Source organism: Nitratireductor soli (assembly GCF_001050155.1).
GTDB lineage: Bacteria > Pseudomonadota > Alphaproteobacteria > Rhizobiales > Rhizobiaceae > Nitratireductor > Nitratireductor soli.
The window spans coordinates 12237-32826 of sequence record NZ_LFVY01000003.1 but is presented as its reverse complement, the minus strand read 5'-3'; the positions used below and the strand labels follow the sequence as shown (position 1 = coordinate 32826).

At 60.0% G+C, this 20590-nt stretch carries 16 protein-coding genes and 3 pseudogenes; 9 read left to right on the top strand and 10 right to left on the bottom strand.

Annotation, left to right across the window (positions count from 1 at the left end):
* Window positions 1-5: 5 nt before the first annotated feature.
* The 4 genes from AB843_RS04170 to AB843_RS04155 are packed head-to-tail and all read right to left on the bottom strand — an operon-like array spanning window position 6 to window position 5043.
* Window positions 6-1196, bottom strand: coding sequence for an ABC transporter substrate-binding protein (locus tag AB843_RS04170; protein ID WP_048645553.1), 1191 nt, complete (start codon window positions 1194-1196; stop codon window positions 6-8).
* Complete coding sequence (locus AB843_RS04165; protein ID WP_048645552.1) at window positions 1177-2334, bottom strand: ABC transporter ATP-binding protein; 1158 nt, start codon at window positions 2332-2334, stop codon at window positions 1177-1179. The genes AB843_RS04170 and AB843_RS04165 overlap by 20 nt, the downstream gene beginning before the upstream one ends.
* 13 nt (window positions 2335-2347) lie before the next feature.
* Window positions 2348-4171 (bottom strand): ABC transporter permease, encoded by a 1824-nt coding sequence (locus tag AB843_RS04160; protein WP_048645551.1) that lies wholly within the window; start codon window positions 4169-4171, stop codon window positions 2348-2350.
* A 2-nt stretch (window positions 4172-4173) separates the two neighbouring features.
* Complete coding sequence (locus AB843_RS04155) at window positions 4174-5043, bottom strand: MurR/RpiR family transcriptional regulator (protein WP_048645550.1); 870 nt, start codon at window positions 5041-5043, stop codon at window positions 4174-4176.
* Between the two features lie 513 nt (window positions 5044-5556).
* Here AB843_RS04155 and AB843_RS24800 point away from each other — a divergent pair.
* Window positions 5557-5859, top strand: a pseudogene (locus tag AB843_RS24800) (Tn3 family transposase); the annotation flags it as partial.
* 8 nt (window positions 5860-5867) lie between these two features.
* Here the strand turns inward: AB843_RS24800 and AB843_RS04150 are convergent.
* Window positions 5868-7112, bottom strand: coding sequence for a M28 family metallopeptidase (locus tag AB843_RS04150; RefSeq protein WP_048645549.1), 1245 nt, complete (start codon window positions 7110-7112; stop codon window positions 5868-5870).
* Window positions 7112-8029, bottom strand: a complete 918-nt coding sequence (locus tag AB843_RS04145; RefSeq protein ID WP_048645548.1) for a LysR family transcriptional regulator — start codon at window positions 8027-8029, stop codon at window positions 7112-7114. The genes AB843_RS04150 and AB843_RS04145 overlap by 1 nt, the downstream gene beginning before the upstream one ends.
* A gap of 108 nt (window positions 8030-8137) precedes the next feature.
* On the opposite strand from AB843_RS04145, the gene AB843_RS04140 reads away from it, so the two are divergent.
* From AB843_RS04140 to AB843_RS04120, 5 genes are all read left to right on the top strand, one after another.
* Window positions 8138-8920, top strand: a complete 783-nt coding sequence (locus AB843_RS04140; protein ID WP_087587034.1) for an amino acid ABC transporter ATP-binding protein — start codon at window positions 8138-8140, stop codon at window positions 8918-8920.
* A 25-nt stretch (window positions 8921-8945) separates the two neighbouring features.
* Window positions 8946-9755, top strand: coding sequence for an ABC transporter substrate-binding protein (locus tag AB843_RS04135; protein ID WP_048645547.1), 810 nt, complete (start codon window positions 8946-8948; stop codon window positions 9753-9755).
* Window positions 9756-9808: 53 nt separating this feature from the next.
* Window positions 9809-10474, top strand: coding sequence for an amino acid ABC transporter permease (locus AB843_RS04130; protein WP_048645546.1), 666 nt, complete (start codon window positions 9809-9811; stop codon window positions 10472-10474).
* An 88-nt stretch (window positions 10475-10562) separates the two neighbouring features.
* Window positions 10563-11516 carry an arginase family protein gene (locus AB843_RS04125; RefSeq protein ID WP_053086092.1) on the top strand — a complete coding sequence of 318 codons (954 nt, stop codon included), beginning with the start codon at window positions 10563-10565 and terminating at the stop codon, window positions 11514-11516.
* A complete protein-coding gene (locus AB843_RS04120) occupies window positions 11513-12769 on the top strand; it encodes a M20/M25/M40 family metallo-hydrolase (RefSeq protein WP_048645545.1) in 1257 nt (418 codons plus the stop codon). The genes AB843_RS04125 and AB843_RS04120 overlap by 4 nt, the downstream gene beginning before the upstream one ends.
* On the opposite strand, the pseudogene AB843_RS04115 reads toward AB843_RS04120, so the two are convergent.
* A pseudogene (locus AB843_RS04115) lies at window positions 12685-13471 on the bottom strand (IS6 family transposase). The gene AB843_RS04120 and the pseudogene AB843_RS04115 sit on opposite strands and share 85 nt — an antisense overlap.
* A 245-nt stretch (window positions 13472-13716) precedes the next feature.
* Here AB843_RS04115 and AB843_RS24795 point away from each other — a divergent pair.
* The 3 genes from AB843_RS24795 (at window position 13717) to AB843_RS25450 (ending at window position 17125) form a co-directional block, all read left to right on the top strand.
* A protein-coding gene (locus tag AB843_RS24795) for an IS630 family transposase (protein ID WP_244467890.1) occupies window positions 13717-14663 on the top strand; the annotation gives its coding sequence in 2 pieces (ribosomal slippage) (window positions 13717-14056 and window positions 14056-14663; 948 coding nt in all).
* 290 nt (window positions 14664-14953) lie between these two features.
* The gene (locus AB843_RS04100; protein WP_048645544.1) at window positions 14954-15670 is read left to right on the top strand and encodes a hypothetical protein; all 717 of its coding nucleotides are present in this window, start codon (window positions 14954-14956) and stop codon (window positions 15668-15670) included.
* 63 nt (window positions 15671-15733) lie between these two features.
* The gene (locus AB843_RS25450) at window positions 15734-17125 is read left to right on the top strand and encodes a hypothetical protein (protein ID WP_157384418.1); all 1392 of its coding nucleotides are present in this window, start codon (window positions 15734-15736) and stop codon (window positions 17123-17125) included.
* 71 nt (window positions 17126-17196) lie between these two features.
* Here the strand turns inward: AB843_RS25450 and AB843_RS25445 are convergent, their stop codons facing one another.
* The 3 genes and pseudogenes from AB843_RS25445 to AB843_RS04065 form a co-directional block, all read right to left on the bottom strand.
* A complete protein-coding gene (locus AB843_RS25445; protein ID WP_157384417.1) occupies window positions 17197-18159 on the bottom strand; it encodes an AbiJ-NTD4 domain-containing protein in 963 nt (320 codons plus the stop codon).
* A 101-nt stretch (window positions 18160-18260) separates the two neighbouring features.
* Window positions 18261-19361, bottom strand: a pseudogene (locus AB843_RS04070) (nucleotidyl transferase AbiEii/AbiGii toxin family protein).
* Window positions 19342-20085, bottom strand: a complete 744-nt coding sequence (locus AB843_RS04065) for a DUF6088 family protein (protein WP_048645538.1) — start codon at window positions 20083-20085, stop codon at window positions 19342-19344. Before AB843_RS04065 ends, AB843_RS04070 begins: the two are co-directional and overlap by 20 nt.
* Between the last annotated feature and the right edge of the window lie 505 nt (window positions 20086-20590).

Below are 20590 nucleotides of genomic sequence, written 5' to 3'. Positions count from 1 at the left end.
CGATCTCAACCAAGCGCGAGATAGAGCGCCAGGAAGTTATGCTTGGAGGAATAGATTTCGTCGGGATCGATTGGCCACAGCTTGAGGGTTTCGAACGGCGGCAGGTCGAATTCCTTGACCTGATCGGCTTCGAAGCTGGAACGGGCCGCATAGTCGCCAGGTTCGTTCCAGGGCTCGAGCCCGTCCTTTTCCATCATGTAGCGGATCAGAAGCTTTGCTGCGTTCGGATGAGGCGCCATATCCGCGATCATGAGAGCCGTGGGATAGGTGACCCCAAAGACCGGATCGAGATTCATCATCGGGGCGGCCGCATAAACGCCTTCCTCATTGGAGCGCATCTTCGAGAAGCTGGTGATTCCGACCGGCGGATTCTCCTGCTTCACATCTGCGACGTTGCGGAAGATCTTCGTGGTTGATCCCTGAAAGACAGGTTCGTTCCTGAGGAAGCGATGCAGCCATTCCATCGAAGCGTTTGGCTCGTCCACCAATGGATTGCTGGTGACAGCCTCGATCACGGCTTCGGAATATTCGATCGGCGCTCCGAATTCCCGCTCATAGGCGGCCGCCATTTCGTCGGGATGCGCCAGGATCGTCTGGATGAAGTTCGCCGACAATCCATCCTCGAGCGGGCTGGGAAGCAGGGTCCGGCCGGCCCATTCGGGGCGGGTGAGATCCCAGAGAGAATCGACCGGCGCTCCGTTGGGGTTGAGGGCCGTGTTGTAGAACAGCACCCGGCTGCTGTGCCGCTGGACGAGGAGGGGCGACTTCTCGTTCTCAGCAAGATCGCCAGTCACGCTGTCGGGCAGGAAGTTCCAGACCAGCTCGTTTGGCAGGGCCTCGTTCAGAAGCATAGGAAACTCGGAATTGAACAGCACGTCGACGCCGTAGACGCCGGACTTGTGTTCACGCCGCAGCTTCTCGATCTGGAGATCGGAGGGGATATCGTGGCCGATGATCTCGACCCCGTAGCGTTCGCGGAAATCGTCGACCAGCTTGGCGATGCGTGAGGAGACCGAGTAAACGACCACCTGACCTTCTTCACGCGCCGCAGCCTCGATCTCCTCCCAGTTCTGCGCGGCCGGAGCGAACTCGCCGATGCCCGCGCGCTTGCGCCAGGCTTCGTCGGCCATCGCCGCCGTCGCCGTGACGGCGATGGCGGTGGCGAGCATCAGCGACTTAAATGCTGACAGCTTCATTACTCTTCCTCCCTTGTGTGGGTGCGTAGGTAAGCGTGCGGGGAGTTGCGTCCCTGTCGCCCGGGCGCCGCACCATCGCGCCCGTGCTCGCGTCATAGATGTTCAGGGCCTCGGCATCGAAGCTCACATGAACGGTTTGGCCTTGCTTCAGTTCGGTGTCGTGGCCGACGCGCGCGATGACAGCCGTCGCGCCGCGCGTAAGCTGCACGATCGTCTCCGGACCGTTCGGCAGAACCGCCGTGATGTCATAGGGCTGTCCCGGTCCTTCGCCGGCGGATAGCGTCAGGTCCTCCGGCCGTGCGCCGACCACGATGTTTGACGGCTCCGGGGTCCAGTCCAGATCGAGCTGGATGTCGCCATTGCCATAGCGGCTGGCGCTCTTGCGCTGCATCTCGACGAGATTGATGCGCGGCATGCCGATGAATTCGGCGACAAAGACATTCTCCGGCTGGCGGTAGACCTGCCGCGGCGGTGAGACCTGCTGGATGTTGCCGTCCTTCATCACGACGACCCGCGTCGACATCGTCATCGCCTCGGTCTGGTCATGGGTGACGTAGACGGTCGTCGCGCCGGTAGCGCCCTGGATGCGCTTCAATTCGACGCGCATGTCCATGCGCAGTCGCGCATCGAGGTTGGACAGGGGCTCGTCCATGAGGAAGACGGGCGGCCGGGTCGCCAGAAGCCGGGCCAGCGCGACGCGCTGCTGCTGTCCGCCGGAAAGCTCCGATGGATAGCGCTGGTCGAGATGGGCCATGCCGAGATCGGCCAGGACCTGGTCGATGCGCCGATGGCTCTCCGCGTTGGGCATCTTCAGAACATCGAGGCCGAACTTGACGTTGTCGCGCACCGTCATGTGCGGCCAGAGCGCGTAGCTCTGGAACACCATGCCAAGATTGCGCTTGCCGGGAGGTATGAGAATGCCCTTCTCGGAGGAGAAGACGATCTCGTCGCCGATGACGATTTCCCCGTCATCGGGCGTCTCCAGGCCGGCGAGACAGCGCAAGAGGGTGGTCTTGCCGCAACCCGAAGGTCCCAGAAGGACGAGGAATTCGCCGCTTTCGATGGTGAGCGAGACATTGTTCAGGGCCGTGGCGTCGCCGTAACGCTTGACCAGGTTTCGGATCTCAATCTTCGACATTTCCCTCTCCTCCTCAGGATTGTTTTTCGCGCAGCCGGGCCAGGCGGCCCTTGCCGATGCCCCAGAGGATCAGCTCGCCGATCATGGTCAGGACGGCGACGATCAGCACCAGCGCGTTGGAAAGCTGTGTCAGTCCCTCTTCGGCGTAGCCGAACCCAACGGTCATCAGCACGCGTGTGGATGGCGTGATCAGCAGAATGATCAGCGACAGCTCGCGCATCACCCCGACGAAGCTGACCATCATGCCGGACACCAGGCCGGAACTGGCCAGCGGCATCACAATGCGCCGAAACCGCAGCGACCAGCTTGCCCCGGCCAGCTCGGCGGCCTCTTCTAGTTCCTTGCCGATTTGCGTGATGGCCGACACGCCGGTCTTGACCGAGTAGGGCAGGCGGCTGACCACGGAGATCAGGATGAGCAGCGTGAAGGTGCCGTAGAGCGCCGGGATGGGGCCGACGGGCTGTGCAAAAAGCGTCAGATACATCGCGCCGAAGGCGATCGTGGGGAACATGAAGGGAATGAAGGCGATCTGATCGAGCAGCCGCGCCAGGGGATTGTCGCCGCGCCGGACCACGATATAGGCGATCATCAGCCCAAGGACCGACGCGATGATGGCGGTGATGAAGGCCAGCTTCAGCGTGTTCCAGGTTGCGCCGAGGATGTTGCTGTTGTGCAGCACGCCGGGCTCGCCGAAGGCGATGTTGGGGTTCGACGTGCCGAGCCAGAAATGCGCGGTCAGGTTCTCCCAGCCGTAAAAGCCGTCGATCAGCATGACCGACTGTACGCCGAGCAGGATCAGCGGCAGGATGCCGACGACGAAAGCAAACAGTGCGACCGCCGTGAAGACCGGCCAGCGCCAGCCGCCGAGCGCGATGACCCGGCTGCGAAAACCCTTGCCGCTGATGGTCTCAAACCGCCGGGACTTCTTGCCGACGAAACGGTTGGACATCCAGATCGCCGCCAGCGACATGGCGATCAGCACGATCGCCAGGACAAAGGCGAGGGAGTCGAGCCCAAGCGCGAGGTTGGCGTAAACCATCGTCGCCACCGTGTGGTATTGGGTCGGCGCGCCAAGCAGGAAGGGCAGGGCGAACTGGCCGATGGTCTTGCCGAAGGTCAGGATGAACGCGGCCGCGAAAGCAGGTGCGACCACCGGAAACGTAATGCGGCGCAGGATGGTCAGCCGGCCGGCGCCGGAGATCAGCGCGCCTTCCTCCATCTGCGAATCGATGGTGGCGAGGGCTCCCGCAACCAGCAGATACGCGAAGGGAAAATAGTGGATGGCCAGCGTGATCGAGATCGGCACGGCGCCATAGGAGAGCCATTCCGGCGGGGCGGCGCCGATCAGCGATTGGTAGAGCCCAGGCTGGCCGCCGACCTTTGGACTGCGGAAGACCGTCTCCCAAGCAAGCGCGATGGCGAAGGACGGGACGATGTAGGGCAGGGTCAGGAGCGGTTGCAGCCAGCGCTTTCCCGGCATGTCAGATCGGACGACGCACCAGGCGAGCATGCCGCCGGTCACGAGCGCCAGGATTGTGGAGACGATGCCCGTGACGAGCGTATTGACCAGCGGTCCGTAGAGCATCTTCCCCGACAGCGGTCCTGCGGTTGCCTGGAGCCAGTGAAACCAGGTGAACGCGCCCGGAACCGCGTCAGGCGACAATCTGCCGTCGGTGTCGCCCCAGGTGAAGGTGTGGAGAGCCAACTGAATAAAGGGCCAGATCACGAGATAGACCAGAACCAGAAGAAACCCGATCATCAGAATGTTCACGGGATCAAGGAGCTTGCGCATCGAATTTGCGCGGAAGCGGTGATCCGACAGGGAAAGACTTGTCATTCTCAATCCTTGTGGTTGTTGAGCCTGGTCCGCAGTGTCTCGAGAGCTTCGAGTCCTTTCACGGCCCGTTCGGGGTCCTGATGCGCCAGTGTCATGGCCAGCGCCTCGCAAACCAGCAAAGGTCCGGAGCGAAGCTGCATCTCCCCCTCATCGGGGCGGGTGACGCTCAAGATGAGATCCGGTCGCGGCCGAAGGGTCGGTCCGGTCGCGTCGCTGATGACGATCGAGCGCGCGCCTGTTTCCGCGATGTGCTCGATCATGGCGCCGTATCCGGCAGGCAAGGAATGTGGTGCCTGGAAGGCGAAGATCACCGCGGCATCGTTCCTGCGAACGGCCATCAGATGCTCGGCAAGGTCACGTCGTTGCATGTTGAGAGCGACTTCAGTGCGACAACCAATCCTTCGCAGCCGCCGGTCGAGATGCGCGACCGGCGGGGCGGCGCTGCCGCGGCCGAAGATGAATATGGTCCGCGCCTCGCGCAGATACTCGGCCGCTTCGTCGATCCGATCCTGGCTGAGTGTATTCGCGATGGCCGCCAGGGCCGCGATCTCGCTTTCGATTAGCTTCGCCAGGTTCGAACCACGCTCAATCTGGTCGCGCCTAAGTTGAGCTCTGTCGCTTGTCTGGGTTCCGAACCGGGCATCTTGACGAAGATGGCCCTGCATATCGGGATAGCCGTCGAAGCCAAGCTTGTTCGCAAGACGGACAACCGTCGAGGCATGAACTTTGGCCATGCCGGCCAGCTCAGATGCCGATCGGTAGAGAGCTGCTTCCGGGTCGTTCAAAATGATGGAAATGAGTGTCCGGTCCGCCGTTGTCAGCTTCCCGTCAAACGCTTCGAGTGCGGTGCTGAAAGAGGTCGCCTGTGCCATCTGAGCCTCATCAATTCATGCAAAAGAATTATCATAAATATAAAATCATGCAATGGTTATTGCATTTTTGGTAATTGAATTTCGAATGATGAAGGAGATAACCCTCCGCAAGAATATGGAATTGTTGTAGAAAATCAGATCCGCATTAGGTGGGGATGCGCTCGACCGAAGATGGCAAATGCACTGATCCGCGCAAACTGGATCGTTCTTGGTCAGAGTTTTCCGCTTAGGGTTCCCTGGCTGGGATGGAGCGGATAGCGATGAAAACAATGAAGTTTTCGGACGCGCAGAAGGCGTTCATTCTAAAGCAGGGCGATGACGGCGTGCTGTGCTGACCGGGGTCTGTTTGGTGGTCCAGCTCGAGAGTTACCCCAGCTAGAGCATTTTGCAGTCAGTGGAATCACCTGACGTCCGCATAAATGCGGTAAAACAAGACGTTAGAGCAGATCACCGTTTCCGTAAAACAGTGATCTGTCTAACAGTCAGCGTGGACTACTGTCCCGGATCCAGGTCAAATTCCGTGATCGCTCATTCGAGAGCCAGGCGTTCCGCGCTTCCGGTCTCAATCTCGTCGTCAGCGCCATCGTCCATTGGAACGCCATCTACCTCGATCGCGCTGTCACTCATCTGAAGCGAGGGGGGCGAAATGTTCCCGACATGCTGCTCAAGCACGTCTCACCGCTCAGTTGGGAACACGTCAACCTGACCGGCATCTACGCCACGGATACGGAACAGCGGAATGGAAAGTTGCGGTTGGGGAACTCGCGTGAATTCAAGCCCCACCGCTATCGGCGCAATCATTTTCCGATAACGTGACAACACCGCTACGAAGCATTGCGCCAGACGTCCGTTTCTTCGTCGGTGGCGTCCAGCGCGCGGCGAACGATTTCCAGGGTCAGTCTTGCTGAACGCAACAATTCCTCTGGCGTGGCGAGGTCGCGGCGATCCAGCGTGGTCAGCAGATGGCGGGTGTTCGCCATATGGTTGTTGAACCCATCGACCAGCCTGAATGCGGGGATTCCGGCCTGCGCAAAGTTGCCGTGATCGGAGTTGACCTGAAGCGGACGGAACAGGCCAAGCGGTACGCCTTCCGCTTCGGAACAGCTTAACAGAAACGGTTCAATGCCTTTATAGCCGGAGGTCAGGGCAGTCAGGCGATCGCCGCCTGCGACAGTGTCAAGATTCACGTTCAGGACCGTTGCGTTCCGCTCTGCTGCGCTCTGGCGCTGGAGATGCATGTCCGACCCCGTCAGCGCCCATTCCTCGGCATTGAATAAGGCGAGGCGAAGCGAACGCTTCCGGTTCTCCATTTTCGGGCGCAACTCGCGGGCGACCGCGAGCGCAACCGCCAGGCCCGAGGCGTTGTCGAGCGCGCTTTCGCCGAGGGCATGGCCGTCAATGTGTGCGGACAAGACCACCTGTTGCTGCGTCTGGCCCTTAAGATCAAAGATAAGATTGGTTGCAGATCCGGGCTGGTCGAACCCATCGACTTCCAATCGAATCCTGGCGTAGCCAGCACTCGTGCGGGCGAGAATGGCTGCAGTTTCGGGAGAAACCCCAGCAGCAGGAATCCCCGCCTCGTTTCCACGTCCGGAGGAACCCGCAACGAGGTTGCCGGCGAGTGGGCCGGCAATGAGGAAACCGACCGCGCCCGCCTCGACCGCGGCATTGTATTTCATGCGGCGATGCACAGTACCGGCGGCGAACATCAATTCATGGCGTACCAGTGCGATGCGGCCGGCAATCTCGCCCCGATGAGCCGCGAACTCCTCGGGCGTGCCGCGTCCGAGATCGATGACTTCAGCCTCCAGGCCGCCCGCCGGCGTTGGGACTGAGCGCAGCAGGGGATTTGCAGGCAGGCGTTCGCCGTTCCCCAGCGTCAGCGATGCCCCGCAGCCGGCCCATCCATCATAGGGGAACGCCTCCCGCCATGGCGCCACACCCGTCGCTTCCTCACCCAGGCGCGCCAGCAACTCTGTCGCCGTCAACTCGGACTCAGTGCCGGTCTGGCGGCCGCCGGTATCGCAGATGGCACTCAGATCTGCCCAGATCCTCGAGGCATCCAGCATTATGCGTCTCCGTCACAATTGATAATCGGTTCGACCGCTGCGAGCCTCTGGTCGATCAGCGCGATCACTTCATCGATGATCGGTACTGGCGTGGCTTGCAGCCGCGCAAAAACACCGATCTCGTACATGATGGTTGGCTTGAAGGGCCGTATCGCGAGGCCGAGCGGCTCGAACATCTGTGCCGACCACTGGTCGACGATGCCAATCCCGCAGCCGGTGGTGACGAGCGCGCAAATCGAGCTGAAATACTCGTTGACAATCCCAGGATCAAACTCAACGTCTTGCTCGACGAATGCGCTCTGCACCTGATGACCTATCAGCCTGGAGACTTGCATGCCGATCATGGATTCGCCGGCAAGATCAGCAGGAATGATCTCCCGCTTTTTGGTAAGATCATGGTCTTTTGGCAGTATCGCGACGCAGGGAACCTTATGCCGTCGCAGGTCGATATCGGGGATATGAATCGGCCATTCCGCTATCGCGATGTCGGCACCGCCCGCTTCGAATATGGCCCTCACTTCCTCGGAGCTTCGGTTGATCATGCGAACGCGGGCAAGTGGACGGCGTCGCCGTAGCTCCGCCACGATAGCCGGCAGGATCGAGATTGATGCACTGGGGTGACTGGCAATCGTGACGGATTCGGTGACGCCTTTGCGAATGCCCTCCGCGTCCCGCGTGAGACGCTCGATCATGCCGAGGGCGTGCCGAACCTCGGTATAGAAGAGCCGCCCCTGCCTGCTGGCTTTCAGGCGTCCATTCACGCGTTCGAAGAGAGGAAAGCCGATCTGGGATTCCAGCCGTGCGATCTGTGTGCTGATGGCCGGTTGAGTAAGCCCCAGCAGTTTCGCGGCGCCGGTCATTGACTGGGTTTCTATCACCGCGCGGAACGTCTCGAGAAGCTTAACATCCATGATCATAAATTTTCTTTATTGACAATATGTACGATTTAAAGCCATTTTTTGCGAAATCAAGGAGAATGTATTAATCCAATCAATTTTCTTTATGATATGGAAGGGGAGTCAAGAATGGACGCAAGCGCCGTGGGCGAGCAGCCAGAAAGCGGCTTGATCGCAGCCAGGGATTTGAGCAAGAGTTTTGGCTCCGTCCAGGTGCTCGGCAATGTCAATCTCGCCGTGACGGAAGGCGAGGTCGTATGCGTGATCGGTCCTTCCGGCTCGGGCAAGACGACGCTGCTTCGGTGCTTCGCCTTGCTTGAGCAACCGACCGAGGGCGTGGTGACGCTGCGCGACAGAATCATCGCCGCTCCGCAATTGCCGACAGACATACGGCAGAACGCCAAGGCCGCGCGCGGCGACATCGGAATGGTCTTCCAGCATTTTAATCTTTGGCCACATTTCACGGTACTGCAGAACGTCATCGAGGCACCGGTCCGCGTGAAGGGTGACGCGAAGGCGGCGGCTGAAGCCAACGCCATGCGCCTGTTGGAAAAGGTCGGGCTCGCCGATAAGCGCGATCAGTATCCGTCTCGCCTGTCCGGTGGGCAACAACAGCGCGTTGCAATTGCGCGAGCGCTCGCGATGAAGCCGAGTGTGATGTTGTTCGACGAGGCAACATCCGCGCTCGATCCCGAGCTGAAGCACGAGGTGCTGCTTGTGATGCGCAGCCTGGCTGAGGAAGGGATGACGATGCTTGTCGTGACCCATGAAATGGGGTTTGCGCGCAACGTCGGGTCGCGCGTGGTCTTCATGGATCAGGGTAGGGTTGTCGAAGACGCAGAGCCCGCCGCGTTCTTTGCTAGTGCGAAAACGGACCGAGCGCAGCGGTTCCTGCGCCAAATGCAAGACTGAACTATCAGAAGAAGGGAACTCATCAATGGGCAAGATCGCCAAATCTCTTGCAACGTTCGCCATTTGCGCGGTCGTCGCTGCCATCTTCACGTCGCCGGCATCGGCGCAGCAGGTGAATTCGCGTCTGTACGAAGTCACCAAGTCCGGCAAGCTGCGCGTATGCCAGTATCCGCTCTACTATTCCATTTCGTTTCGCAATCCGGCATCCGGAGAGATCGAGGGCATCGACGCCGATCTCGCCAAGGAGCTGGCGAAAGAACTCGGTGTCGAGCTGAACATCGTCGAGTCCAGCTTCGGCACTTTCATCGCCGATCTCCAAGCTAACAAGTGCGACATCGGTATGTTCGGGATCGGTGCCACGATGAAGCGCGGCGAGGCGGTTGCCTTTACGCAACCATACCTCATCTCGGGCGTCTACGCGGTTACGCGGGAGGGAAGCCCGGTGACGAGCTGGGGTGACATTGACCAGCCCGGCCGCCGCGTGGCGGTGTCTCTCGGCAGCTATATCGAGCCGTTCATGCGCGATTATCTCAAACAGGCCGAACTCGTCGTCGTGGCACCACCTGCCACGCGCGAAGCCGAGCTTGTCGCCAATCGGGTCGACGTCATCATGACCGACTTTCCAACCGCGGTGAAGGTAACCGACGAATTCGACTGGGCGCGCTCCATCGAGCCGGACCAGAAGCTGCTCCTGACACCGTACACCTATGTCGTCCCGCATGGGGATCAGATCTGGCTCAACCACATCGATCTTTTCATCAGCACCATCAAGCGCGATGGCCGCCTGGCTGCCTACGCGGAAAAGAACAAGCTCGGCCCGATCGTCGCGCCGTAAACCTGTTCGAAGAAGCCTGTTGGTCTGCTGAAGCTTAAGGAAGGGGAATTTCTATGGGTGGTTATCAGTTTCGTTGGGATGTCATCCCTCAGAATATCGACTTTCTCCTGAGCGGGCTTCAGCAGACCCTTCTCATTTCTGCGATCACCCTGAGCTTGGCGATGCTTGGCGGATTGATGATCGCGGTCATGGACATGTCCCGGTTCGCGCCGCTTCGCTTTCTTGCGCTGGCCGTCGGAGAAATCATCCGCAACACGCCGATCCTCGTGCAGTTGCTCTGGATTTATTATGTGCTGCCGGTGGCCATGGGTATCAATCTCGATTCCTGGACTGCTCTCATCGTGGGGCTGAGCATCTACTCGTCAGCCTTCATCGCCGAAGCATACCGCGCCGGCATTCAGGCGGTTCCAAAAGGGCATCGGGAGGCGGCGCAGGTACTTGGCCTGTCTCCAGTCCAGACCTTCATCCGTATCGTTCTGCCGCAAGCCATCCGGCTCACCTTGCCGCCCCTGGCCGCCAATTTCGTGCAGCTTATCAAATATTCGTCCCTGGGAGCGGTAATATCCGTCGGTGAGATCACACGCCGCGGGATGGAGCTTTCCTCGTCGATCTTCCGTCCGCTCGAAATCTTCACCTTCATCGCCATCATCTACTTCCTGATCTGCTGGCCGCTGGCCATGGGCATCCGCCTTTGGGAGCGAAGGCTTTCTTCTCGCTAGAGACCGCCGCAAGCCAACATCCCTCACATGGACCCGACCGTTCCTGGCCGGGTCTGTCTTCCTATGCTTCAGCGAGTGAAAATCCGACATGACCAGTCTCGACACGCTTTCATCCGATGAACTCTACGAAGCGCCGCCAACATTCATGGGCATTCCGTTTCGCACGGACGCCACAGGCGCGGGAGCGGCCATACTGGGTTGCCCATTCGATTGCGGAACACACAAGTTCCGCATCGGGGCCCGCCAGGGTCCCGCGGCCATTCGCGCCCAGTCCGGCCTTCTCCGGCGTTATCAGTCGGAAATCGCCGATTGCGACGCTCTGACCGAGCTGGGCGTCATCGACGCCGGAGACGTGCTGCTGGTGCCGTCACGTGCGCAAGAGGCTTTCCCGCTGATAGAGGAGGCGGCCTACAGGATCGCAGTCACCGGCGCCGTGCCGGTCGGCTTCGGCGGTGACGGGAGCGTGTCGCTGCCCCTCGTCCGCGCCGCCGCGAAAGTTCACCCCGGTCTCGCCGTTCTGCATATCGACAGCCATACGGACGCCTATCCAATAGATCCTGTCCACCAATACGACGCAGCCTCGCAGTTCACGCATGCCGCGCTGGAGCAGCGGATCCTCACCAGCGCTTCCTGGCATGTGGGCCTCCGCGGCTCGACGGTGCGGCCGGGGGTGTACGACCATACCCGCGAGCTCGGTTACAACATCATGTCGATGACCGAGTTGCAGAACCGCGGCCTTCAGGACGCGGTAAAGGAGCTCAGGCAGACGTTGGCGCAACGCCCGGTCTACCTCTCGTGGGACATGGACGTCTTCGATCCGTCCTGCGCTCCCGGCGTCTGCACGCCTGTCTGGGGAGGGCTGTCGTCGCGCGAAGGCATCGATCTCCTGCGCATGCTGGAAGGGTTGAACATCGTGGGCGCTGACGTGAATACGGTCAGCCCGCCGCATGATATCAACGGAATGACCGCGTTCCTTGCTGCAGCGGTAACCTACGAGATTCTGCTGTTGATCTGGCGCCGCCAGGCGGATGCTCGGACATGAGCCAGGATTCCGTCGATCGGCTGACGGCGATCACCCAGGCGCTCGTGAGAAGTGACAGCCAGACTCCGCCGAGCGACACGAGAGACGTTGTGGCGATCGCGCAAGATTTCCTAAAGGGCATTCCGGGTGTGATCCTGAAGCGGTATATCAGCGAGGAACCGGTCGAGAACCTGGTCGCCGTCCTCGACGGCGGGCTGCCGGGTCCTCGTACGATCCTGAGTGGCCATCTGGACACCTATCCCATCGGCGACATCTCGATGTGGAAGTTCCTACCGCTCGGGGGGGAGATCGGCGACGGATTCATTTATGGGCGCGGCGCGGCGGACATGAAGGGCGGTGTGGCGGTCCTGGTGGAAATCCTCGCCGATTGGGCGAAGCGCCGTCCGTTTGCGGGAAGCCTGGTCCTGGCCCTTGCCGGCGACGAGGAGCGGATGGGCGAACTGGGCACGCAATGGTTGATGGACAATGCACCTGAAATCCATGGCGATGGCGTGCTTGTGGCTGATGTGGGCGGCCCTTTCGCTGTGAGATTGGGCGAGAAGGGGATGCTGTGGCTGGAAATCGAGGCAGAGGGAAAACAAGCCCACAGCGCCCATGTCTATGTCGGGGTGAATGCTGCTGACCGGCTTGTCGATGCCCTTATTGCCTTGCGCAAGGTGGAAAGCTTGATCCCCGAGCCGCCTGAAGACGCGCGCAACGTCATGGCACTGGCTGCACGCAAGACGGGGGAATCCGAAGGGCTGCGCAGGACGATGGAGCGTGTCACCGTCAATGTCGGAATGATGAACGGTGGATCATCGCCCAACCTCGTTCCGGCGCGGGCTTCCGCCGCGGTGGACATCCGCATACCGTTGGGCCTCTCCACTGCCGAGGTCGAGAAATCCGTCGACGCGCTACTCGGTGGTCGGCCGGGGGTCGCGTGGACAATTACGCGTCGGTATGAACCGAGTTGGACGGATTCGAGGACGCCGCTGGCGGCCGCTTGCCTCGACGGCGCGCGAAAGGTCTCCAAAGAGGCTGCCGTGTTCGACAATCGGATAGGTGGTTCGGATGCACGGTTGTGGAGACGCGGCGGTTATCCGTGCGTCGTCATCGGGCTAACCCCCAGAAATCTCGGAGCGCCCGATGAAGCGTGCCATATCGGCGAACTGTCGCAGCTCCACGCCGTCTATGACGCGATCATCGGCGAAATCCACGGACAGGGTGTTGTCACGTTATCGGAAAATGATTGCGCCGATAGCGGTGGGGCTTGAATTGACGCGAGTTTCCCAACAGCAACTGTCCATTCCGCCATCGCTTGCAGGCGGTGAATGTGGATGGCGAGCGCAGAGCGCTTTGAGCGGGGCGGGACAAACAGATTGCGAAGAGCCGAGAAGATCGAGATGAAGCGTTGGAGGCTTTCTGGCGATCGGAAACCTTGCGTCGTTCTTTCGCGTTTTCGCAGCGGCAGATGCGAATTCTCAGCTCGATTGTTGAGCCCCTTGTGCGACCGCTGCTCGACGGCCGGCATCACTTGCCGCCGGGCTGCTCCATAGGATCGCAGCCTGTCTGTAATCATGCGCTTTGGCACGATATCCTGTTTCTTCAACAGGTGCATCAGCAATCGCTTGGCAGCTTTGGTGTTGCGGCGGTTCTGGACGATCTCATCAAGGACGTATCCGTCCTGATCGACGGCCCGCCAAAGCCAATGTTTCTTACCGGTGATGCTGATGGCGACTTCATCCAGATGCCAGATATCGTTCGGGCCTGGACGCTTCCTTTGGAGCTGGCGGGCATAGTCCGGGCCTAATTTCAGTCCCCATCGACGAATGGTCTCACAGGAAACAAAAAATGCCGTGCTCCAGCAGCATTTCCTCGACCAGGCGCAAGCTCAGCGGAAAGCCAAAGTAGAGCCACACCGCATTGGCGATGATCGGGGGGCGGTGGCGTTTATAGCTGATGGGCGAGGTGTCCATGCGCCTGCGCCTGTCGTGGCGAGTCCGAACAAGCCGTTACCGTGACAACACCCCGGAAGCCTCCATCGCTACGGGTGAAAATGCCTGTTTGAGCGGAATTCTCCTCATTTGATGGGCCACAAGATTCATTTCGAGGCACGTGAAATTCCACTAGAGCATCTTCGATGAACACGGAGTCGCTTTGAGGATTCACGCGATGGACGTTGTCTGCTTCACTGCTCCTGGTGATATGCCAGGAGGTGATGATGACGAGGAGCCTGAGCGGAGACCTTCGCGGTCGGGTGATTGCTGCGATCGAGGACGGGGTCTCGACACGTGAGGCGGCATGGCGCTTCCGGATCGGAATTTCGACGGCCGGAGCCTGGTATCGCCGCTATCGCGAGACCGGCGAGACGGAGGCGCGCAAGCAGGGCCAGCCGTCGCGTTCGAAGCTCGACGCACACGAGGCCTTCATTCTCAGCCTGATCGAGGATGCACCGGACATCACGCTCGCCGAGATGGGGGAGCGCCTTGCCGCCGAGCACGGCGTGCGGGCCGCGCCCTCGACGATCTGGCTGTTCCTCGACCGGCGCGGCATCACGTTCAAAAAAAGACGGCGCACGCCGCAGAGCAGCAGCGCGCAGACGTCCTGCGCCGCCGCATAGCCTGGTTCGATGCCCAGCCCGACCTCGATCCCGAGAGGCTGATCTTCATCGACGAGACCGCGGCCTCCACAAAGATGGCCCGGTTGCGCGGCAGGGCGCCATGCGGCGAGCGATGCCGGGCGGCCGTTCCCCACGGCCATTGGAAGACGACGACCTTCACCGCCGGCCTGCGGCTGTCCGGCATGGCGGCGCCGATGCTGCTCGACGGCCCGATGAACGGACCAGTCTTCCTCGCCTATGCAGAGCAGGTTCTCGCACCCGAACTTCGGCCCGGCGACATCGTGGTCATGGACAATCTTCCGGCCCATAAGATCGGCGGCGTGCGCGAGGCCATCGAAAAGGCCGGGGCGCGGCTCCTGCTCCTGCCGCCATACTCGCCGGATTTCAATCCGATCGAGATGGCCTTCTCCAAGCTCAAGGCCCTCCTGAGAAAGGCCGCCGCCAGAACCATCGACGAACTCTGGTCCGTCGTTGCCGACTGCCTCTCAGCGTTCACAACCGAGGAATGCCGACACTACTTCGAGGCAGCAGGATATGACCCCGAATAAGTCGAATTTGCTCTAGCGAACCAGGATCGAGGTGTAAGCATTGATTTTGTAGGTTTTGACGGTACTTTATCGGCGCGTCAGATTCGACGTTTGCGGTCTATGCCTCACTGCGACGCCGCCGATAGATGCCGATAGTTCACAGGATTTTCCCCGTCCTGAATTTCCAAAAAACCGTAGCAAAATCAAAAGGCTAGGTTTTTGACGGTATCTTCAACGGTATACTCACCCGAGGATTTTATTTTTTATAATCATACCAAATACTTAGGGCAGAAAAAATATTTGACTGGGATTTGCAGCTTGAGGCCATCAAGGGGGTGCTCCGCCGTAACCATGCAGCGTCGCAAGCTGTGTCCGCTCAGATCGAAGAACTCAGGCAGGAGGCGGAGACCTACAGGGGTCCATACCAGGACCGCCTCGTCGACGAACATGTCGACGTGATTTTTCGGTCATCCTACAGCGAAGCGGCGAACAGCATGGCAGCGATCGGGATGATCGTTCCGATGCTTGAGAGTGTCTACTCTCAGTCCTTCTATTCCCTCGGCGAGATGTTTGAAGCCAAGACGATGAAGCCTCCAGCGCATCAGCGGTGGGATCGGGCGGGCGACCATCCGAAACGGTGGAACTGTCAGGTTTACTTCGGCGAAGACGGAGGAGCCCACCAGGATATCATCAGAGGCATTCGCCAGATCTCGGCCGCGACAGGTCTGATCGAGCACCTGCCGAGCGACACGTCAAATTGGATCGACGCAATGCTCACATATCGGAACAAGATGTTCCACGGCGGCTTCGAGTGGTCACTCGCCCAGCGGGACCAATTTGAAAAGCAGATCGCCGAACGGCGGTGGGACCGGTTTTTCGAGTCGGCGACGACCAATGGCAAGCCGTGGATTTTCTACCTTACGGATGAGGCCATCGCGGAAATGCCCACACGGATGGAAGCCATCCTCGACGGCATGGGTCGGTTCGCGAAGAGCCTGCCTTTCGCACTGGTCTCTATCGAAGGCTAGTGCCTATGCCGTCGTTAGGCGACCGGCGCCGGAGACCTCGATCATCTGCGCGGAGGCAGCGACATGACAATAGCCATCCCTCTCAATCATCTCGCAGAGGTCCTGAAGGGGTTCCGGATCTTGTCGGCTGATGTGCTCGACCTGCCGAGGAACTTCCTTACCTGGAACGTCAAACATCAGCTTCATCACGCTACCCTCAATCTTCCTGAATCCGAGGCTCGAGGATTTACCGCTGAAGGAGCACTGGCGTTGCGCGAGATCGCAAGGTCAATTCGCAACGCGGGAACGTGGCAGAAGGCAGTCACGAGAGAGCAGCTCGAAAAGAAGCTCGCCTCGGAGCTACTTTCGCTTCTGGCAGATGATCGTGAACCGAAGGCCGCCGAGCTGCGCCCGAAGCTGGAGGCACGTCTGGTCGCCTGGCTGAGCGAAATCACGCAGACACGGCTTCATGCCGTTCCCATCGTATTTCTGCCCCAACGCATCGCGCGGTTCTCGATCGGGCCGGTCGATATCGTTCATCGCAGTGATCTCGCATCGCCAGCTGATTTTGGCATCGAACATCATTCCGCGACGCCAGCATCCGAAGAATTCCACCGGATGGCTATGCAGCGAATTGACCAGACGCTCGCGAGCCGCAATGCGCAATGGGTCGCTCTCGTCCGCGTCAGCAATCGGGAAAAGTCGGTCTCGGTAGCGATGGCAAACAATACCGTCGATATAGCACTCGGTGCGTTTCAGGCATTGGTGGGAACGTCCGGCCTCAGCGAGATCGGACGTGTAGGCGGACGATTGTCCAACTGGGAAAGCTTCGAGACATGGTTCCATCTCGACGGATCGTCAGGCCTCGAGCCGAGGTCTCACCCGCCTGGCGCTTCGATCGACATTGGCGAATTGGAACGCTGGATGGTGCAGAGCGGCAACGTGCTCGAAGCCCTTGGACGACGTGTACGCACCTACCTGGACGGAGGTAATTTTCCCAAGCTCAACGAGTCCTGGTGCGAAGCGGCTTATTGGTATCATGAGGCCTGCGCAGAAAGGCTCGAGACGATGCATGTCGCCCGTCTGGAAACAAGCCTGGAGGTCCTGTTCCGGGCGGAAAATGGATCCGGCAGCACCCGACGCATCCTCGAAGGGTTCGAGGTTCTGCTGGGCCTAGATTCTTCAAAGAACATAGGCACCACCAGGCCTATAACCGTGAAGAAGCTGGTCGAGGAGCTGGTTCAAACGAGGTCCCAGGTATTGCATGGCACGTGGCCGACATTGACGACGGACCTGCCGGGTCACGTGAGCACCGACGACCTCTCGCGCATCGCTCGACGCTTGTTGGTCCTGTTTGGACTAAAGCTCGACCGTTACACGCAAACCCCTTCGCACACCGACGATGTCGCAAGCTTCCTGAGTTGGGTGAGAGAGCAGACCCCCACCGATCCAGTCTCGCCGGGAGTGAGCGTCTAGCGCCAGTGGCTCCCCGCGCGCCGGCTGCGTTCCACGTGCCGAGGCCCTGGCCCAGGATCGCACCCATCCGCCTATGTCTCGCAGAACGGGATGTCAGAACGGCAGGTCGTCATCGGCGGGAAGCTTCGCTGGCGCAGAGGGCTCCGGTTCCGGCCTGGGGGCCGGCGCGCGTTCGAGGTGCTTGGTAATAAGGAAGTTCTGAAACGCGGCGGCGATCTGGATTGCAAGGTCGCCATAGGCGGGCGGGATCGCGACGATGTCTTCTCCCTGGCCGTGCCCGCCCAGCTTGTTCCGAAGGAAGGGAAGGGCGCGCAGGACCTGATCCATGAAGCCGGCGCGGATCGTCTCGGGCAAGTCGTCGAAGTACCCTTGAGCACCCAGTTCCTTGATGAGTCTGTCGCCGTTGGCTGGTCGAGCTTCGTCAGCACCTTCATGACACTTTCGAAGCTGTGCCCGGCAAAGAAGATGGCTTCCCGGATGTCCCCGTTCCCCAGGTACTGGCGCGCCTTGGCATACTCGTGGGCGGCGCCGGCGAACTGGTTCACCGCGAGGGAATCGTGGGCAGTGGAAGCAAGCCTCGCACCGACGAAATCCCCATCAAGCTTGAAGAATTCACCGTCGGAAATGCGCCAAGGGCAATCGTGAAGCTCGAAGATCTGATTGATCTTTTGACGCAGTGCATCTTTCTCCGGCGCATCCATGTACCCCGAAGCGACCTCGATCGTGTCGAATACGTAGGGGGCCTCGCCGTCGAGTACCAGGAGACGTAGCGCCTCGTGATATTGGGTATCAGCCGGATATGGCGTTACAGGAAGGCGCTGCCAGCCGTGTTCGGTGAGCAGGTCGCTCTCGGCTTCTTCCAGGATCGACGAGTTGTCGGCCCAATTGTCGTAGGGATCGCGTTGAATCCGCATCGGCGCATTAAGAGCGGAAAGCTGAGCCCAGACCTTCCGGCGGGCAATTTCAGGAATCTCCACCGAGAGCGCCTTGCTTTCGATCGCGCGAAGGTACCGTTGACTAAATAATACGCGCAAGCTCCGGTCTCCCCGCGAATGGATGAATGGTGGAAATACTTTCGTCGTGTCCGGCGGTCATGGAGCGCCCGACAAACTGGTGATTTCGGTTTGGCCTACGCCTACTTTGCGACCGTCGCATTCAAATATCTCTCAAGAGCGTCGATGCTGGCCAGCACCTCGGCAAACGATGACGGCGTGCCGAAGATCATGGCCGACATGCGCTCGTAGTCGGCGGCAAGCTTGCCTCGCATGGCCTCGGTCGGCACAAGTCGATAGCTGCCGGGTACCGCTCGGTCGTAGCGGTGATCCGGTGCGCGAAACATCAGTTCCTTATGCTGACGACAAGCTTCGGCGAGATCCCGCATCGATGCCGTGGCCTCGCCATAGCCCGCGTGCGTCCAGATCTGGTGGACGTCGTAGTAATGGCGTGAGTACCGATTGAGATCGGGCACGGGGCGTTCCGGATTGCCGTCCGCTTGCCGCTTCTCCGTCATCTCGGTCATCGCATGGAGGATGAGAACCTTCTCCCAGAAGGTTCGCTCTGGCTTGACCGTCGTCACGCCGCGCACCAGGAGAACAATGGTCGATGGCAGCTCCGCCGCGACATATGGGCGGATGTCCCGAGGCTCGGCCGGAACGGGATCGGGGCGAGCGCCGCCCTCGATCCTCACGGCCGCCTGGACATAGTCGTCGCCGGCCGCGAACACGCTGCGGTAGGAGACGACGAGGATGTCGAGCGCCTCCCGGTTCCGGTAGGGATCGAAGCCGAAGCCGACCGAAAAATGCCCGCTGCGATCGGCGGCTTTCTCCACCTCGGCGATCTCGTTTTTCAGCAGATCCAGAAGCGGGCCGGAGATGTACTGGCGTGCGGCATCGTCTACGCGTTAGACCAGAGCCTTCTGCTGCTGGTTCACCGATGGAAGTGCCGCGATCTCCGCCTCGAGGGGTGCCTTCAGGTCTGCTTTGAAAAGCCCGATATCAATGTCTTCGGAAAACCGCCTGATAAGACCATAGGCTTTGCTGAGGCTCGTGCCGCCCTTGAAGTAAAGCCCGATCGGGTCGTCAGGCCGCCGGTTGAATAGAAAGTCGAGGACCCAGCAGACGTAGAGGTCCTTTTCGACATTCTCGGCGCGCGTTTTCAGATCCGCAGCAACCGTCGCATAGAGCGCGCGCTGTTCGTCGGCGGTCGAACGAAGAATCTCAATGAACCCCTGCAGCATTATGCCCTTTCCCTCGCGAACCAGGGTGCTCGCTGGCGGCATCGTCGCCTGGGGCAAGTCGCCGGGTTATCGCGTCCACATATGGGTACATCCAGGCCGGAACGGCATTGATGTTCCCACGCAGGTCTCGTTCGATTTCATCCCGATTGGGATTTTCTGCCAAGGATCTCGCGGTGCCATTCACGGCGGCATCGAGAGCGGATGGGTCATCGCGAAACCAGGCCAAGGCCTGGATCACGCGCATGGCGGGCCGTCCGGCCCAAAATGCCGTCTTCGCCGAGATACGCTTGAAGTCCAATGTATAGAAGATCGGCCGGGAAGCTTGAGGATCGCCAGCGTTCGCTTCGATTTCTATGGTTCGGGGATACGTATCGGCGTAGATTGTTGACCGTGCCGGAACAGCCGTCGTCAGGCCCAGATCATTGGCAGCCGTCATCCCGTCGACCAACACCCGCAGCTTGTCCCGCCTTGCTATGGCATCGATGAAAGAGGACCGTGGTGGAAACACCAGCTTGCCGGTCAGCTTGCTGGTTCCGGGTTTGTCGTAAAGCCCGCGATATGGGCGGCGGATCTCGCCTCGATTCGACAAACGCTGCAATGCCTTCTCGACAGCGTTCGGCGTCGCGATATCCAGAAAATCCGCGCGCGACCACACGCCCGATGGCGCTGCCCGAGCGATCCGGTCAAGAATGCGGTCTTGGGTGTCCGAGGTAGGATCTGGCATTTGCTCGATGACCTTTCTGACCGAAGAATATATACAAAATTTGGTCAGTCGCAAGCTGGCCGAATTTTATATCGAAATATTGGACAGCGCCGAAGCCCGCGCACGAAAGGGGCGGCGTACAATCGTCCTAGAGCCCACGCTGACACTCAGGGTTGCCCCTAGAAGGGAGCGGGCGTAACCGAGCCGGAGGTCTGAGCGACCGGAAGCCTTCAGGCATCTTCCGCGTCCCAAGTGTAGATGACGGTCAGATTGGTGTGTTTCCAACTTAGCGGCGTCATCCCAGTGATTGAGGATTAGGATGGTGTTGATTGGCGCCCCGATGTGGTTCGATGGCACCGGGTATGCTCGTGTTCTGACCCCAAGGTAGTTCTGGAGCATCCTCGTGGGGAACGTTGCTCCAGATCGTCAAAATTGCGCCAACATTCATGATGCAAATGCGCGGAATGTGTACTAAGAAACTGCGGCTCGCCAGCAATGCGGGCAGGGAAGAGGCACACGTGGATCT

Excerpts from the sequence above, each read along its gene's own strand:
- AB843_RS04135 (WP_048645547.1), top strand. The coding sequence starts at position 8,946 with ATGGGCAAGATCGCCAAATCTCTTGCAACGTTCGCCATTTGCGCGGTC.
- AB843_RS04165 (WP_048645552.1), bottom strand. The coding sequence starts at position 2,334 with ATGTCGAAGATTGAGATCCGAAACCTGGTCAAGCGTTACGGCGACGCC.
- AB843_RS04130 (WP_048645546.1), top strand. The coding sequence starts at position 9,809 with ATGGGTGGTTATCAGTTTCGTTGGGATGTCATCCCTCAGAATATCGAC.
- AB843_RS04170 (WP_048645553.1), bottom strand. The coding sequence starts at position 1,196 with ATGAAGCTGTCAGCATTTAAGTCGCTGATGCTCGCCACCGCCATCGCC.
- AB843_RS04155 (WP_048645550.1), bottom strand. The coding sequence starts at position 5,043 with ATGGCACAGGCGACCTCTTTCAGCACCGCACTCGAAGCGTTTGACGGG.
- AB843_RS04140 (WP_087587034.1), top strand. The coding sequence starts at position 8,138 with ATGGACGCAAGCGCCGTGGGCGAGCAGCCAGAAAGCGGCTTGATCGCA.
- AB843_RS04125 (WP_053086092.1), top strand. The coding sequence starts at position 10,563 with ATGACCAGTCTCGACACGCTTTCATCCGATGAACTCTACGAAGCGCCG.
- AB843_RS04150 (WP_048645549.1), bottom strand. The coding sequence starts at position 7,112 with ATGCTGGATGCCTCGAGGATCTGGGCAGATCTGAGTGCCATCTGCGAT.
- AB843_RS25450 (WP_157384418.1), top strand. The coding sequence starts at position 15,734 with ATGACAATAGCCATCCCTCTCAATCATCTCGCAGAGGTCCTGAAGGGG.
- AB843_RS04160 (WP_048645551.1), bottom strand. The coding sequence starts at position 4,171 with ATGACAAGTCTTTCCCTGTCGGATCACCGCTTCCGCGCAAATTCGATG.
- AB843_RS04145 (WP_048645548.1), bottom strand. The coding sequence starts at position 8,029 with ATGATCATGGATGTTAAGCTTCTCGAGACGTTCCGCGCGGTGATAGAA.
- AB843_RS04065 (WP_048645538.1), bottom strand. The coding sequence starts at position 20,085 with ATGCCAGATCCTACCTCGGACACCCAAGACCGCATTCTTGACCGGATC.
- AB843_RS04120 (WP_048645545.1), top strand. The coding sequence starts at position 11,513 with ATGAGCCAGGATTCCGTCGATCGGCTGACGGCGATCACCCAGGCGCTC.